General features: G+C 43.7%; 10 protein-coding genes. 8 read left to right on the forward strand and 2 right to left on the reverse strand.

What is annotated here, in order from left to right; translation table 11 throughout:
• Positions 1 to 523 precede the first annotated feature (523 nt).
• Positions 524 to 2,731, forward strand: a complete 2,208-nt coding sequence (locus tag N5O98_RS17280) for a DUF5686 family protein (RefSeq protein ID WP_182423469.1) — start codon at positions 524 to 526, stop codon at positions 2,729 to 2,731.
• A 223-nt stretch (positions 2,732 to 2,954) separates the two neighbouring features.
• Positions 2,955 to 4,085, forward strand: a complete 1,131-nt coding sequence (locus N5O98_RS17285; RefSeq protein WP_022199044.1) for a retron St85 family RNA-directed DNA polymerase — start codon at positions 2,955 to 2,957, stop codon at positions 4,083 to 4,085.
• A gap of 1 nt (position 4,086) precedes the next feature.
• On the opposite strand, the gene N5O98_RS17290 is transcribed toward N5O98_RS17285, so the two are convergent.
• Positions 4,087 to 10,044, reverse strand: coding sequence for a DUF3320 domain-containing protein (locus N5O98_RS17290; protein ID WP_118161370.1), 5,958 nt, complete (start codon positions 10,042 to 10,044; stop codon positions 4,087 to 4,089).
• Positions 10,045 to 10,140: 96 nt separating this feature from the next.
• Here N5O98_RS17290 and rpsA point away from each other — a divergent pair, with 96 nt between their 5' ends.
• The 6 genes from rpsA (at position 10,141) to N5O98_RS17320 (ending at position 16,213) form a co-directional block, all read left to right on the forward strand.
• On the forward strand, positions 10,141 to 11,943 hold the full coding sequence (gene rpsA / locus N5O98_RS17295) for a 30S ribosomal protein S1 (protein ID WP_004301842.1): 1,803 nt from the start codon (positions 10,141 to 10,143) through the stop codon (positions 11,941 to 11,943).
• 301 nt (positions 11,944 to 12,244) lie between these two features.
• Positions 12,245 to 13,183 (forward strand): ribonuclease Z, encoded by a 939-nt coding sequence (locus N5O98_RS17300; protein WP_008775508.1) that lies wholly within the window; start codon positions 12,245 to 12,247, stop codon positions 13,181 to 13,183.
• Positions 13,173 to 14,714 (forward strand): L,D-transpeptidase family protein, encoded by a 1,542-nt coding sequence (locus tag N5O98_RS17305; RefSeq protein ID WP_004309827.1) that lies wholly within the window; start codon positions 13,173 to 13,175, stop codon positions 14,712 to 14,714. The genes N5O98_RS17300 and N5O98_RS17305 overlap by 11 nt, the downstream gene beginning before the upstream one ends.
• A gap of 24 nt (positions 14,715 to 14,738) precedes the next feature.
• Positions 14,739 to 15,290 (forward strand): RNA polymerase sigma factor, encoded by a 552-nt coding sequence (locus tag N5O98_RS17310; protein WP_004304634.1) that lies wholly within the window; start codon positions 14,739 to 14,741, stop codon positions 15,288 to 15,290.
• A gap of 47 nt (positions 15,291 to 15,337) precedes the next feature.
• Positions 15,338 to 15,718 carry a hypothetical protein gene (locus N5O98_RS17315; RefSeq protein ID WP_004301846.1) on the forward strand — a complete coding sequence of 127 codons (381 nt, stop codon included), beginning with the start codon at positions 15,338 to 15,340 and terminating at the stop codon, positions 15,716 to 15,718.
• Between the two features lie 27 nt (positions 15,719 to 15,745).
• Positions 15,746 to 16,213: a hypothetical protein gene (locus N5O98_RS17320; protein ID WP_004301847.1), complete on the forward strand. Its 468-nt coding sequence runs from the start codon at positions 15,746 to 15,748 to the stop codon at positions 16,211 to 16,213.
• Between the two features lie 105 nt (positions 16,214 to 16,318).
• On the opposite strand, the gene mazG is transcribed toward N5O98_RS17320, so the two are convergent.
• Complete coding sequence (mazG, locus tag N5O98_RS17325; RefSeq protein ID WP_004304635.1) at positions 16,319 to 17,107, reverse strand: nucleoside triphosphate pyrophosphohydrolase; 789 nt, start codon at positions 17,105 to 17,107, stop codon at positions 16,319 to 16,321.
• Positions 17,108 to 17,114: the final 7 nt, after the last annotated feature.

Consider the following 17,114-nt stretch of genomic DNA (forward strand, 5'->3'; position numbering starts at 1 on the left):
GACAGGCATAAAAATGCCTGCCACGAAACGAGGCAGGTTCCCTGCCTGGTTGATATGAAGAGTATCGCAAAGATACGACAATTTTCTTCTTTGTCAAGAATAAAGTGATAAATAAAAAGATAGAAGGGTTGATTTAGTCATTAATATGTTTTCAGGGGGCTCTTATATTTACAGATATTGGAACTTTGTATTTTTCCCATTATTGTTGAAATCCCCTTCATATTATAACTTCTTCCATACAGGTTTTATTAATTCCTCTTTCAACCTATCACCGCTCTGTAAGTGCGATGAATAAAGAGTTTTAGAAAGGTGGTGATAGGTTGAAAGAGGATTTTCGTTTTTTATATATGAAGAGAATAACAGAATATGCAGAGCTTCCTGCATTTATTTCGAGACAACCGCGCCAAAGATTTAGTTCATCTCCATGTTATTTTGAATAATGTGAAGGTTTTCTTCTGATAACTCTTTTTAGTGTCCAACTTCTCTTGCTTTTCGATATTCTTTTTTATATTTGCCTACGTTAATGAAGGAGATACGACGATTGAGAGATAAAATATTGATAGGATGCATATTGTGTCTGTTCTCTTTTATACCAAAGGGGACAGCCAATAATTATATAATGAATCCTTATACCCATCAGGAAATCTCTGCTGACTCCATTATAGAACGTGTGATGACTTTTGCACCTTTGTATGAAACGATAGTCAGTGATTATCGCGCGAACCTATATATAAAAGGTAAGATGGACATTCAGAAGAAGAATTTTATTCTCCGTTATGTACCTTCTATGTTTCGTTTGCAAAAGGGTGTTCGCGAATATCTGCTTGAAACATACAGTGACCTTCATTATACGGCTCCCAATATTTACGATCAGAAAGTTAAGGCCTCCCAGGGAACTGTGAGAGGAAACAGGGGATTGCCTGGATTGCTCGAATACTTTAATGTAAATATCTACTCCTCTTCTTTATTGAATGATGAACGCTTATTGTCACCACTGGCTAAAAACGGACAGAAATATTATAAATACCGGATAGACAGTGTGATGGGAGATCCTAACAATCTGGATTATCGGGTTCGCTTTATCCCCCGCACCAAGAGCGATCAGTTGGTGGGTGGATATATGGTGGTCAGTAGTAACGTTTGGAGTGTTCGTGAAATTCGTTTTTCGGGGAGATCGGAACTGATAACATTTACCTGTTGGATTCAGATGGGAGATGTAGGCAAGAAAAATGAATTCCTGCCGGTGCGTTATGACGTAGAAGCTCTTTTCAAATTTCTCGGAAATAAGGTGGATGGTAATTACACCGCTTCTTTAGATTATAAATCCATCGAACTGAAAGAAAAAAAGGTGCGCAAGAAAGAGAAGAGAAAATATAATCTTTCGGAATCTTTCTCTTTACAGTGTGACACGAACGCTTATAAGACGGACGCCTCTACCTTTGCTATCATGCGGCCGATTCCTTTGAATGAAAGTGAGAAAAAACTATATCATGACTATACGCTTAGACGTGACACGACAACGGTAGAAAAGCCGTCCAAGAGTCAGGCCTTTTGGGGAACGATGGGTGATTTGATGGTAGAAGATTATAAATTCAACTTGTCCAACATCGGAAGCGTGCGGTTCTCTCCGTTTATCAATCCGCTCTTATTCAGTTATAGCGGAAGCAACGGTTTGTCTTATCGACAGGATTTCCGTTATAACCGTCTTTTCAGAGGGGATAAATTACTTCGCATTGTGCCTAAACTCGGATACAACTTTACGCGTAAGGAATTCTACTGGTCATTGAATGCCGATTTTGAATACTGGCCGCAGAAACGGGGTTTCTTCCGGTTGAATGTGGGTAACGGTAACCGTATTTATAGTAGTAAAGTGCTGGACGAACTGAAAGCTATGCCGGACAGTATCTTCAATTTCGATTTAATTCATCTCGATTATTTCAAGGACTTGTATTTCAATTTCCGTCATACCGTTGAAGTAGTCAACGGACTCGATATCGGTTTGGGTTTCTCTGCCCATAAAAGAACAGCGGTAGAGCCTTCCCGTTTTGTGATTACCGGTGACTATCCGATGCCGCCCCCGGAATTTATGGATAAATTCAAGAACACTTATATCAGTTTCGCTCCCCGCATCCGGATAGAGTGGACTCCGGGACTCTATTATTATATGAACGGAAAGCGAAAGATTAACCTCTATTCTTTATACCCGACTTTCTCGGTCGATTATGAACGGGGTATTAAAGGAGTGTTCAAGAGTACGGGCGAATATGAAAGAATAGAATTCGACCTTCAACATCAAATCCGGATGGGATTGATGCGTAACATTTATTATCGTTTCGGATTCGGAGCATTCACCAATCAGGATGAGTTGTATTTTGTGGACTTTGCCAATTTCTCCCGGCATAACCTTCCGGTGGGCTGGAATGATGAAATCGGTGGAGTGTTTCAGGTGCTTGACTCACGTTGGTATAACTCCTCCCGCCGTTATGTACGGGGGCATTTCACCTATGAAGCTCCGTTTCTTATTCTCCGGCATCTGATGAAGTACACCCGTTATGTGCAGAATGAACGTATTTATATCAGTGCCCTCTCTATGCCGCACCTTCAGCCTTATCTGGAAGTAGGATATGGCATCGGTACGCATATTTTTGACGTAGGAGTTTTTGTGAGCAGCGAAAACTGGAAATTTGGAGGAATAGGCTGTAAGTTCACGTTTGAGTTGTTCAACCGATAGTTTTCTTTGTTCCGATAGTTTTTCTCCTTCCGGTTGTTTTATCGAAAGATTTTAGTTATCTTTGTATAAGAGAGGATGAGGGCAGAATTTAGCATCAAAGAGGTGTAGTCGCCTCATAAGCACAGGTATTTTCCTAGAAAATAAATTCTAAGGTATAAATACCTAAATTTATTTTAGTAAATAACTCATCCTCTCTTCTCTCTTTTTTATATGTATATACAAAATGGACGGAATTTTAATAACGATCATTGTTATCACCGCTTTCCTGGTTTATAAGATGATTTCCTCAAGCAGGAAACAGGAGGGGTATAAAAGATGGAAAGCAACAAGCAGTGGTAAGGAAGAAAAAACTACTAAGATAAAATGGGAGCACGGAGCCTGGTTGAGGCATGCTATGGGGAACACCGTTCCAAGAACGCAGTATGTTCAAAAGTTTGATGAATCGGCTGTTGTTTGGTGCGCCAACTTGTTGGGAGTGGAAACGGCACGGTTGAAGGAAATTCTACGGGATGTTTCCGAACATTACCGGGAGTTCTGGATGAGAAAAAGAAAGGGAGGTTATCGGATGATTTCTGCTCCTGACAAAGAATTACAATCTATTCAAACCATTATTAATTCTCGAATATTATCATCTGTGACAATGATTCATCCGGCGGCAGTAGGTTTCCGGAGCGGTCATTCTGTGGTTGATAATGCCAGTCCCCATCTGGAAAAACGGTATGTCTTGAAAATGGATATTCATGATTTTTTCTTTTCGATACGGAGCCGGAGGGTGAAAAAGACATTTGAGAAGATTGGTTATCCGGAAAATGTGTCTAAAGTATTGGGAGTGTTGTGCTGCTTGTACAGGCACTTGCCGCAGGGAGCGCCTACAAGTCCGGCGTTAAGCAATATCGTGGGGTATGAGATGGACAAGAAATTGGCGGCACTGGCAGCGGAATACGGACTGACTTATACCCGCTATGCCGACGACCTGACTTTTTCGGGAGATGTATTCCCAAAAGAACAAATCATTCCCCGGATCAAACAAATCATCCGTGATGAGAAATTCGAACCGAATCATAAGAAGACCCGTTTTATCAATGAGTATGGCAGGAAGATTATTACAGGAGTATCTGTTTCTTCCGGTGCGAAACTGACAATCCCTAAAGCCAGAAAGAGAGAGATCCGGAAGAATGTCTATTTTATCCTGACAAAAGGCTTGGCGGAACATCAGCGCCGGATTGGCTCGAGTGATCCTGTCTATCTGAAACGGCTGATTGGAGAACTTTGTTATTGGCGGTCAATAGAACCGGACAATGCGTATGTATCCGATTCTATTAACCGTTTGAAATGTTTGGAGAAAGGGTATTAATCTAATTGGCAATCGTTACCCGTTCATTTTCTATCTTGGCGTAATTCCTTTTCACAGCTTCGCGAATACCTCTTTGCATGGCAGCGTCTATGTTCGATCCCATACGGGCAAAGCCGAACTGTTGTGCGCATGCTTTTATCAAATCTGCCGCAGGCAGGCTGATGGAGTCGGTCAATAGTTGCCGGATGGCATTGGCTATCTCTTCAGGTGGTATGTCTGTCGCTTCCCGGTCGGAAACCGGGCGATAGATTGAATAGGAAGCGCATTGCTCTTTGTCGTTCCAGCAGAAGACAAGTCCTTCGTATTCTGTGCGATAGATATTCAATGTGTCGAGTGCTGTTTCTATCTGTGCCTCTACCCGTGTTCCCAAGCGGCTGATTCCCCATTCGGACAGGATTTTCTTACAGAGCAGGGATTTACTGATTGGCGCCTCGCTTTCCATAATCTTCCGTATTTGGGAGAGGAGGATAGAGTAACTGTCCGTAAAGAAAAAGTCTTCCGGTGAATAACTGTATGGGGTAATCTTTGCAAACTTGTACTTTTGTTCTATCCGGTTTTGCGTAGAAAGAACGGAAGCAGCTTGCTTTTCAGGGGCAGCAGGCGATGCCTTGAGCACGAATGAAATTTCATTGTTGGTTATCTGTGCCGTCGGTGCAGGTGCTGCCACTTCTGTCGGAGTTGAGTTAATTCCGGCTGTTGTCATAGAGCCGACCTTTGAACTCTTTTTTCGGGCGATAGCCTCTTGGATAGTTGCTATTACTTCGTCCGGCTTTTCCCACCAGTCCATTGTCCATATCCGGTAGATGTCCCATCCGAGTGCTTTCAATACATTATTCTGCACAATTTCCCGGTCACGTGCGGTCTTGGTACGTTTGTAGTTTTTGCCGTCGCAGATAATACCTAACTGATAGTTAGAGGTGTTCTCGGTGTCGACGATACCTATGTCTATCTTGTATCCGGAGCAACCTATGTCTGTATGCACGGTGTAACCCAATGAGCGCAGTCTGTCGGCAATGATCGTTTCGATGGAGACTGTTGTTTCCGACAGTTGTCTTGTCACGCTGTTGATGGTGCTTCGGGTTCCCTTCTCCGCATATTCGAGGAAACGTTTTAGTCCGGCCACTCCAATGGAAGAAGTCCGGTTCAGGTCGATCATATCCGACCTTAGGGTGGAATAGATAATCATCTCATACCGGGCACGGGAAACGGCTACATTCAATCTTCTTTCGCCGCCTGCCCGGTTCAGTGGTCCGAAATTCATGCTGACGCGCCCTTCTGCATCCGGCCCATAGCCCACAGAGAAGAGAATAACATCGCGTTCGTCTCCCTGCACATTCTCCAGGTTCTTGATAAATAACGGTTCGTCGCATTCCAGCGCAAGAGTTTCCAGTTCGGGGTAAAAGATAAAAAGGTCGGATAATAAGTCTTCTATCAAGGCTTGTTGGACAATGCTGAAAGTGACTACACCGATACTTTTCTTTCTTAATTCCTCGCTTCTCAATCTTCTGGCTATTTCGTCCACCACAGCTTGAGCTTCCGCCCGGTTCTGGCGCGACTTGCCTTTATCATAGTAACCGTTGATGTTGACTATCCTGACTTTCGATTCAATGTTGTCCGGTGAGGGGAAAGTCATCAGTTTGTTATCGTAATATTCGGAGTTGCTGAAAGCGATGAGGCTCTCATGTTTGCTTCGGTAGTGCCATAATAAATATTTGGAAGGGATAGACAGAGCGAGACAGTCGTCAAGGATACTCTCCAAATCTTCCATTTCAATGTTGTCTTCATCAATGGTGTTGACCGAGAAGAAACTGGTAGGAGGCATTTGTTTCGGGTCGCCTACGATAATGACGTTTTTACCCCGTGCAATGGCGCCCACCGCTTCATAAGTAGGCATCTGTGAGGCTTCATCAAAGACAATCAAATCAAATTTATCAGCGTCCGTATCGATGAATTGAGCGACGGAAAGAGGACTCATCAGCATACACGGGCACATGCGCGACAACAAAGTGGGAATTTGGTCGAATAGCTTGCGAATAGATATGCCGCGGGCATTGTTGCGGATATTCTTTTGAAGGATACCCACTTCGGAACTTTGGATGGCTTCGTGAGTGAAAGACGGAATGTTGGAGGCCAACCGGGCAAATAATTCTCTTTGCGTCGTTTCTTCGAATTTGGCGGATATTTGTTTGTATTTAGCAATGATGTCATTGAATATCTTACCGTTGAATAATTCCAGAGTCGGCTCTTTGGCAATGATATACCGGATAGCTGCCTGATAGAAACTCTTGCGGAAGCTGTCTGTAAGTTGGCTGGTAGGAATATTCTTTTCCTTATATTCCGTCGCGATAAATCCTATTCCCAGGCTATGCAGGGTTTGGTAGGCTTGTAGCCACTGATACCAATCTTTGAGCTTGTCGAGGTTCTCTTTCCAGGTTCGGGCTTTTGACAAGGCAATCGTTATCCAGTCGGCTGAATCGGTATAAAGTTCTTCGATCGAGATACCCAACATGCCGGACAATTTCTTTTCGGTGGCTGTGAGTGTATCTGCGAGCTGATACAGTTCATTGAAAGAATGAGCATGAATATCTCTGAATGTTTGAATTCCTTCTGTGAGTTGTACGGACAAATTCTGCTTGATTTGCGAAACTTTGGCAATGTCTTTTGTGTAGTTCAACAAATGCGAGTGGAGGGAAGTCATGTCGTCGATTATCTGCTCAATGGTGTTCCAATCCTCGTTCTTGCCGGGACGTCCGAATAGGGAGGGAAGTTGCCCGGTGTATTTCTGGACGGCTTCAGCTTCTTCCTGATACCGGATAATGCGGTGGAGCAGAGGTTTGATATCTTCTGTTTCAATCGTTTTTAAAGTATATATGTTGATTGCCTTTCTGATTTTTCGCTGTCCGAAATATCTGGGAAGGAACCATTGGGCGGATACCCGGTTCCATTCGGCTATCATCTGCTTGGCGTTGATAGACAGGATTTCTTGTGTGAATCCGGTTTCTATCTCTTTCCTTTGTTCATCCCGTTTCTGTCCGTGAACCACTACTTCCCGGTATTCATTCAGTGTTTCGTTGAGCAACGGCAAAGTCAGCAATCCGGGAGTCAGTTCCGGAATGTCGAGTATTCTCCGGATGATGTGGGCGATTGTCTGGAAATCCTTGCGTGTAGGGTGTATATCTGTATCTTTTAGAAGTACGGAGAATACATCCTGCTTCTGCCGGATGGTGGTCAACAGGTCGATAAATCCGGTGAGCAGCTGGGAGGACTCCTCCTTAACGGCTGATGAATATTCGGTAATCGAGATGCCGGTTAATGGATGCTGATAAGGGTGTCCGCACGCATTGGCCGTCCGGACTAACAACTCGATGGCATCTTCCCATTGGGCGAATGTGTCTTTATCTAATGTATCCAGATAAACTTGTGGAATATCAAAACAAGATTCGACGTCCACGGATTGATAATGAATAATGGCGTCATATAATGAAACTCCGAACGGGTATTCTTTATGCAGGGCTTCGATATATTGATTCAATTCCGCCCGTAAATTCAGCAGGCGTTCCGCTTCCTTTCTGAATTCTTCGGGAGGTGTCTGCCTGATAATTTCCGTGGTTTCTTTCAGTTGAGAGATAACGGCGGATTTCTTTGTCTTGTTGGAATGAATTTCCAGACAGAACGGAGCCAGGCCGATAGCTGCCAATCTGTTTTGCACAACGGAGAGGGCAGCCATCTTTTCCGCTACAAATAAAACACGTTTTCCTTTGTAAAGTGCGTTGGCGATAATATTGGTAATCGTTTGCGATTTTCCTGTTCCCGGAGGCCCGTGCAGGATGAAAGTCTTGTCGTGTACGGCTTCGTAGATGGCTTCCAGTTGCGAAGAATCGGCGATGATGGGTAATACAATGTCTGCGGGCGACACTTGTTTGTCCATATCCGTTGCATCTATTTCCTCTGTGGCGGCTTCCCATTCTATCTTTCCGTTGATGAGGCTGGACACAATCTTGTTCTGAACCAGTTTGTTGGCATTGTTGTGAATGTCATTCCACATAATGAACTTGTTGAAAGAGAAGATACCCAGAATCGCTTGCTCTTCCACGTCCCATTTACGCTGGTTCTTAATGCTGTTGCGGATAATGGAATAAATCAGCTTGACGTTTACGCCGCTTTCGTCGGTAGGCAACGGGTCCAATCCTGATATGGTGATTCCGAAGTTTTGGCGAAGCATTTCCAATAAGGTGATGTTCATCATTGTTTCTTCTTCTCGGGAACGGATTACGTAACCTTTGGCTGCCGATTTGCGGATAATTTCAACCGGTAATAGCAAGATGGGGGCATATCGGGGGCGTTCGCTGGAAGGTGTCTCATACCATTTCAAAAGTCCGAGAGCCAGATAGAGCGTGTTGGCTCCATTCTCTTCGATAGAAGTACGCGAAGAGCGGTATAAGTGAGTCAGTGCCTTACCTAAATCGTTTTCGGGCAGATAGAAACGTAACCTTTTCTGTGAAAGTTCCGAGTTGATGAAACCAACCATGGGATCAGACTCCGGTATGGAGGAATAAATCCCGAAATCCATCGCCGGACTTTCCCAATCGGCAGGGCGGTGGAGGATGCGGAATTCTTCTCCGTCGGCCAATGCATCTTCCAGACAGGATAGATTAGCCGGGATGAGTTGGAGCGTGTTTTTGGTAATCCGGATATTCAGCAGGTTGTTGCGCAGGCTTAAATCCAGCAACCGTCTTTCCCATAACAGTTGTTTGGTAATCACGGCCTGGGTTTCATTGCCCGATAAATCATACGGATTGATACTTTGCGGAGTGGCATGAACGGCACTTCTTTGAATGTCGGTCTCCTTTTCTTCTACTTCCCATACCTGCCCGTGCAGAGTGCGTTGGGGGATGGGGCGGATGCCCGAATGTCTCGCTCTTTTCACATCTATGGCAAGAATGAAACTGTTTCCATCCGTCAGCTTTCCGTTCGCTTTCTTCACTGCATTGTCGAAATCGGACGAATGTCCCATGTTCATGCAGGTCGTTTCAACTAAAGTAATGTCGTATATTCCTTCGGCTGTCCGTTTGGTTAACAGGGAAACATCGTCAATGGTAGGATCCGGAAAAGTCTCCGGCACTAGCCAGGCTCCCGCAAAAGCATGCCCTTGAGTGATGATAATGAGTGCATTCAGACCGATTGCTTCCAGGCAGGAAGCATAGAGCAAGGCCATATCCAGACAGGTTCCCAGTTTTTGTGCCATTACGGAGTCGGCTAGCCGTACACGTTGCCCATATTCCTCGAAGCTGGCGGGGATGGTGCTGTATATAATCTGTTGTTCCGTGATAGCCGTGTAGATGGCGGCCATCTGTTTCCTTACCCGGTCCGGAGTGCGGCTTTGATATTCGTCGAGGGACGGATTATCAGTCCATTGTCCCAGGATGGAAGCGGCTCTCTTGATGATTGGCACAATGGCTGTATGATTGGGGGTGATGAAAGCGGCCAGCATTTCGGGCAATACATTGAGCCCTCCCCATTGGTCGTATGCCAGAATGTCGATAGGGTAGGTTTGGCAGAATACGGATTCTGCTTCGGAAGTAATTTCAATTTTCAGATTGCCGGATAAACGTTCGGTCAGCTGTGTGAAATAGTTGGCGGACAAAGTGAGATTGAATGACGACAGGCATATCGATTCATTGGGCGGAATCTGTGCCACAGCTATCGGAGCGGCGTTTCCGAAAGTCGGTTCTGTCGTGATTTGTACCTGAATGTCCTTCAGCGGGGCAGGCGTTGTATTCTCAATAGAAAGCTGATGAATGATTGATGCACCGTTTTGTTGTATCGCAAAATTAATAAGCGGTAAATAGTCGCATTGCACCTTGACTTTGTCCAATCTCTCGTCCATGGCAAAAACTGTATAAATTAAAGATTGCAATATTACAAAAAATACGGATATAATTCTCTTTTCTTCTGCCATTCTTTTGTCAATCAAGAAAATATTCCTACCTTTGCGCCCGATTTATAGATAATATAATGTCTTATTTAATTAAAGTATTAAACAATTTATTTATTAATGGAAAACTTAAAGAACGTAGCTCCTATTGAAGATTTCAACTGGGATGCTTATGAAAATGGCGAAACAGTAACCAACGTTAGCCACGATGAACTGGAAAAAGCTTACGACGGTACGCTTAACAAAGTGAACGACCGTGAGGTTGTTGACGGAACCGTAATCGCAATGAACAAGCGTGAAGTAGTTGTGAACATCGGTTACAAATCAGACGGTATCATCCCATTGAATGAGTTCCGTTACAATCCGGATCTGAAGATCGGTGATACTGTAGAAGTATACATCGAAAATCAGGAAGACAAAAAAGGACAGCTCGTTCTGTCACACAGAAAAGCTCGCGCTACTCGTTCTTGGGATCGCGTTAACGCTGCTCTGGAAAATGAAGAAATTATCAAGGGTTACATCAAGTGCCGCACTAAGGGTGGTATGATCGTAGACGTATTCGGAATCGAAGCATTCTTGCCGGGTTCTCAGATCGACGTTAAACCGATCCGCGACTATGATGTATTCGTTGGCAAAACAATGGAATTCAAAGTGGTTAAAATCAACCAGGAATTCAAAAACGTTGTTGTATCTCACAAGGCTCTTATCGAAGCTGAACTGGAACAACAGAAGAAAGAAATTATCGGTAAACTTGAAAAAGGACAAGTTCTTGAAGGAACTGTTAAAAATATCACCTCTTACGGTGTATTCATCGACCTTGGCGGCGTAGACGGTTTGATCCACATCACTGACCTTTCTTGGGGACGTGTTAGCGATCCGAAAGAAGTGGTTGAACTGGATCAGAAGCTCAACGTTGTTATCCTTGACTTCGATGATGAAAAGAAACGTATCGCTCTTGGCTTGAAACAACTGACTCCGCACCCATGGGATGCTCTTGACACTGACTTGAAGGTTGGTGACAAGGTGAAAGGTAAAGTGGTCGTTATGGCTGACTACGGTGCATTCATCGAAATCGCTCCGGGCGTAGAAGGTTTGATCCACGTTTCAGAAATGTCTTGGAGCCAACACCTGCGTTCTGCACAAGATTTCATGAAGGTAGGCGACGAAGTAGAAGCTGTTGTGCTGACACTTGATCGTGAAGAACGTAAGATGTCTTTGGGTATCAAACAACTGAAACAAGATCCATGGGAAACTATCGAAGAAAAGTATCCTGTAGGTTCTAAGCATACTGCAAAAGTTCGTAACTTCACTAACTTCGGTGTATTCGTAGAAATCGAAGAAGGTGTTGACGGCTTGATCCACATCTCTGACCTTTCTTGGACTAAGAAAGTAAAACACCCATCAGAATTTACTCAGATTGGTGCTGACATCGAAGTTCAGGTATTGGAAATCGACAAAGAAAACCGTCGTTTGAGCCTTGGGCACAAACAACTCGAAGAAAATCCTTGGGATGTATTCGAAACTGTGTTCACTGTAGGTTCTGTACACGAAGGTACAATCATCGAAATGTTGGATAAGGGTGCTGTTGTAGCTCTTCCTTACGGTGTAGAAGGTTTCGCAACTCCGAAACATCTTGTAAAAGAAGACGGCTCACAAGCACAGTTGGATGAGAAACTTGAATTCAAAGTGATCGAGTTCAACAAAGACGCTAAGAGAATCATCCTGTCTCACAGCCGTATCTTCGAAGATGTAGCTAAGGCTGAAGAAAGAGCAGAAAAGAAAGCTGCTTCTGGTGCTAAGAAGTCATCTTCTAGCAACAAGAGAGAAGATTCTCCGATGATCCAGAACCAGGCTGCTTCAACTACGCTGGGCGATATCGACGCTCTTGCTGCATTGAAAGAACAGTTGGAAGGAAAGAAATAATCTGAATAAAATATTTTCCAATGAAAGGCGCTCCCGTTTGGGGGCGCTTTTTTTATTCACCACAGATTTAAGAAATGAAGATAAGAGGGAATTTAATTCAGACATAAGAACAAAAGAATAAAAAATAAAATAGCAGTTCAATAAGCAACAGACATAATTTTCAAAGCGCTGCCTTTATGTTCTTTTGTTCTTATGTCTAAAAATAAATTATCAAAATCTGTATTAATCTGTGTAACCCTGGGGTGAAATATTTCCTTTTCCTTTGCAAGATTAAATGTGAAATGTCCTATCTTTGCATACCATGGAAAAATTTGAGTTACATATATTGGGATGCGGTTCTGCTTTGCCTACTACGCGACATTTTGCGACCTCTCAAGTCGTAAACTTGCGTGAAAAACTATTTATGATTGATTGTGGCGAGGGAGCACAGATGCAATTACGCCGCTCGCGACTGAAATTTTCCCGATTAAATCATATCTTCATCTCTCATCTACATGGTGACCATTGTTTCGGATTGTTGGGACTGATCTCTACATTCGGATTATTAGGGAGAACTGCTGATTTACATATTCATTCTCCAAGAGGACTGGAAGAGTTGTTTGCGCCGATGCTTGCTTTCTTTTGCAAGACTTTGACTTATAAGGTGTTCTTCCATGAATTCGAAACGAAAGAACCGATGCTCATTTACGATGACCGTTCGGTGACTGTAACCACAATCCCTTTAAAACATCGAATTCCCTGTTGTGGTTTCCTTTTTGAAGAAAAACAGCGTCCTAATCATATCATCAGGGACATGGTAGACTTTTATAAAGTCCCGGTCTATGAACTGAACCGCATCAAGAACGGAGCGGATTTTGTAACTCCCGAGGGAGAAGTAATACCCAATTTACGTTTAACCCGCCCTTCGGCTCCGGCGCGTAAATATGCTTATTGTTCCGATACAATCTATCGTCCGTCCCTTGCTGAACAAATTAAAAATGTAGATTTGCTTTTCCATGAGGCCACCTTTGCACAGACCGAGCAGGCACGCGCTAAGGAAACTTATCATACCACTGCTGCGCAAGCTGCGCAGCTTGCTTTGGATGCCAATGTGAGACAACTGGTGATCGGACATTTTTCCGCCCGTTATGAAGATGAATCTGTCTTACTTCATGAAGCGTCCGCCATTTTTCCACAAACCATTTTAGCGAAAGAAAATTTGTGTATTGACGTTGATGGAGGGACTGTCTATGAAAAGTAGTCGACTGCTTTGGGGAGTAATCATCCTGCTCTTCGGTTGCTTGGCAGCCTGTAAAAAAGAGAAACCTCAATCTCCGATACCGGATTCTTTGTCTTCCCTCCAGGAACTGTTCCATCCTGCTTATCAAATAAATGCAGACAGCATTCATCAGATGATTCGTATTTGCCTGAACGAAAATCCGGTAACTCCCTGGGATTCGGTTTTGCTGGCACATTATCAGGAAAAGGATGAATTCTTTTGGCTGAACGATTCTCTCATATCCGATAAACCTGCCGTACAGGTGGCAGACTCGATGTTATTCTGGTTAGGAAACATTTCACAACATGGAGTTAATCCGAATCTGTATCCTGTCGATAGCATCCGTGAGGAATTGCAACAGATACGAACCTTGAAACTGCGTGAAGGGAAAACGATGAACCGTCTGCTGGCAGACGTGGAGTATCAGTTAACAGCCGCCTATCTTTCGTATGTGTGTCAATTGAAATTCGGATTCTTGCCTCCGGAGCGCAGATGGAATGATTCGATCGACCACATTCCTTTAAAACAATGTGACGTGAAGTTTGCAATGGCCGCTCTCGACTCTTTGCGTGCAAATCCTAACGCCGCTTTTCACCGGGCGCAACCCGCTTCCCCGCTTTATCATAAGATGCAGGAAGAGCTGGTTCGTGTGAATGGCTGGGGAGTGACAGATACTACGGATTATTATCGCGACCGCCTATTGGTAAACATGGAGCGGGCACGTTGGCAATATGCATTGGATAAAGGACGAAAATATGTGATAGCTAATGTGGCGGCATTTATGTTGCAAGCCGTCAACGAAGAAACAGACTCTATCCTGGAGATGCGTATTTGTGTAGGGACTGTGAAGAATAAAACTCCTCTATTGTCAAGCAGGATTTATTATATGGAACTGAATCCTTACTGGAATGTGCCTCAAAGCATAATTCGGAAAGAGATCATTCCTACTTACCGCAGAGATACGACGTATTTTACCCGTAACCGCATGAAGGTATACGATAAGAATGGATTTCAGGTAGATCCCCACAGTATTAAATGGGCGAAGTATGCAGGAAGTGGCGTACCTTATACGGTGAAGCAGGACAATAAAACAGGGAACTCCTTGGGACGTATCATCTTCCGTTTTCCCAATCCTCATTCCGTATATCTGCATGACACTCCGTCACGGTGGGCTTTTACACGGAATAATCGTGCGGTGAGCCACGGTTGCGTCCGTCTTCAAAAAGCACTCGACTTCGCGTTCTTCCTGTTGAAAGAGCCGGATGAATTGTTGGAAGACCGTATTCGTATTGCAATGGATATCAAGCCGGTGAGTGAAGAGGGAAAGAAGCTGCCCATCAGTGCGGCTTATCGTGAATTGAAACATTATAGTTTGGAACAATATATACCTTTATTTATAGATTATCAGACGGTTTATCTGTCTGCCGATAATAATTTGAGGTATTGTGAGGACATTTATAAATATGATCCGTCCTTACTAGAGGCGATGAATAACCTGAATTTGAAACCATAAATAAACATACAGATACGAGAGATTATGATTCCTTATAACGAACGCGAAGTTCTGAAACTCCTTCAGGAGGAGAGTACACAGCGGAAAGGATTTGAAATGATTGTGGGGCAGTATAGCGAGCAATTGTATTGGCAAATCCGCCGGATGGTACTGTCGCATGAGGATGCGAACGATCTCCTGCAAAACACTTTCATCAAGGCATGGACGAATATCGATTATTTCCGTGCCGAGGCGAAGCTGTCGACCTGGCTCTATCGCATCGCGCTGAATGAGTGTCTTACCTTTCTGAATAAGCAGCGTGCCATGACTACCGTGGATATTGACGATCCCGAAGCAGTAGTTGTGCAAAAGCTGGAAAGTGACGCCTACTTTTCGGGCGACAAGATACAGATGTGCTTGCAAAAAGCCTTGCAGACTTTGCCCGAAAAGCAGCGTATGGTGTTCAACCTGAAATACTATCAGGAAATGAAGTACGAAGAGATGTCGGAGATCTTCGGCACGTCGGTCGGTGCACTGAAAGCATCTTATCATCATGCGGTGAAGAAAATTGAGAAGTTTTTAGAAGAAATAGATTAAACCTTTTAAATGAGACACTGTCTAATGAAAAGAGAGGAGAAAAACGTATGAAAGAAGAAGATATTTTATTGAAGAAGCTTGGAAAGGAAAATTCCTTCAAAGTGCCCGATGGTTACTTTGAGAACCTGACTTCGGAGGTAATGAATAAACTTCCTGAAAAAGAGAAAGTTGCTTTTAAGGAAGAACCTGTCAGCACATGGACAAGACTGAAACCATTGCTCTATATGGCAGCTATGTTCGTAGGGGCGGCCTTGATTATCCGGGTAGCGTCAACAGATCATAAACCTGCTGCAGCAGATGATGTAGCGGTGACAGAAGTGGATACTGAAGTAGTCGTATCTGACGAAATGATTGATGTAGCAGTGGATCGTGCCATGCTGGATGATTATTCGTTATATGTTTATTTGAGTGATGCAAGTGTAGAATGATTTATAAAAACTGATTGAATACAGAAAATGAGAAAACTTATCGCATTGGTCGTTTTGTTATGTGGCTTTATGCCTGTTCTTTGGGCTGCTGATGGATGTGATCAGCATTTATCCCGGGAGGAGTTCAGGGCAAAACAAAAAGCTTTCATTATCGAACAGGCTGGATTGAATAAAGAAGAAGCAGCCAAGTTCTTTCCCGTTTATTTTGAACTCCAGGATAAAAAGAAGAAACTGAATGATGAGTCATGGGATTTGATGCGCAAAGGCAAGGATGATAAAACGACGGAAGCTCAATATGCAGAAATCAATGAGAAGGTAGCCAACAACCGTATTGCTGCCGACCAGCTTGATAAAACTTATTTGGGTAAGTTTAAAAAGATTCTTTCAAGCAAGAAGATTTTTCTCGTGCAACGTGCAGAGATGCGTTTTCACCGCGAAATGATAAAAGGTATGAATCGTAGCAAAGACAAGGGAGACGATTCAAAGAAGAAATAAAGAAAACAGAGCGTCCGATTCGTATGAACAGACGCTCTGTTTGAGTAAAATGGAGGCTCTGTCCGGTGGGAATAGAGCCTCTGTTTTTTTATGTCGGTAAGGAAGTTACAGTCCTTTTTTCTTTGCTTCATTCCAAATGGCATCCATCTCTTCGAGAGACATATCTTTCAGACTTTTTCCTTCCTTGATGGTGTGCTCTTCCAGATAATTGAAACGGCGGATAAACTTCTGGTTGGTAAGTTCTAGTGCATTATCGGGATTGATTTTATAAAGGCGTGCCGCATTGATGAGGCTGAACATCACGTCGCCGAATTCAGCTTCCGCTTTCTCTTTATCCATGTTGGCCACTTCCTCCTGAAACTCACCTATTTCTTCTTTCACTTTATCCCAAACCTGTTCCCGTTCTTCCCAGTCGAAACCTACATTGCGGGCTTTGTCCTGAATACGGTAAGCCTTGATAAGCGAGGGCAGGGCAGCGGGCACACCGCTTAATACACTCTTATTTCCATCTTTCTCTTTAAGTTTCAACTGTTCCCAGTTCTCGGAAACTTGTCCGGCTGTATCTGCTTTCACCTCTCCGAAGACATGCGGATGGCGGAAAATCAGCTTATCGCACAGCTTGTCGCAAACATCTTTGATGTCAAAATCTCCTGTTTCCGAGCCTATCTTAGCATAGAAAGCGACGTGCAATAATACGTCTCCCAACTCTTTGCAGATTTCTTTCTTGTCATCCCTCATCAGGGCATCGCAAAGTTCGTAAGTCTCTTCTATGGTGTTGGGACGCAGACTTTCATTCGTCTGTTTACGGTCCCAGGGACATTTAACACGCAGTTCGTCGAGAATGTCCAGGAAGCGTCCAAAGGCTTCCATCTGTTCTTGTCTGGTATGTGACATAAATCTA

It is taken from the genome of Bacteroides sp. LFL-34 (assembly GCF_027257075.1).
Lineage (GTDB): Bacteria > Bacteroidota > Bacteroidia > Bacteroidales > Bacteroidaceae > Bacteroides > Bacteroides ovatus.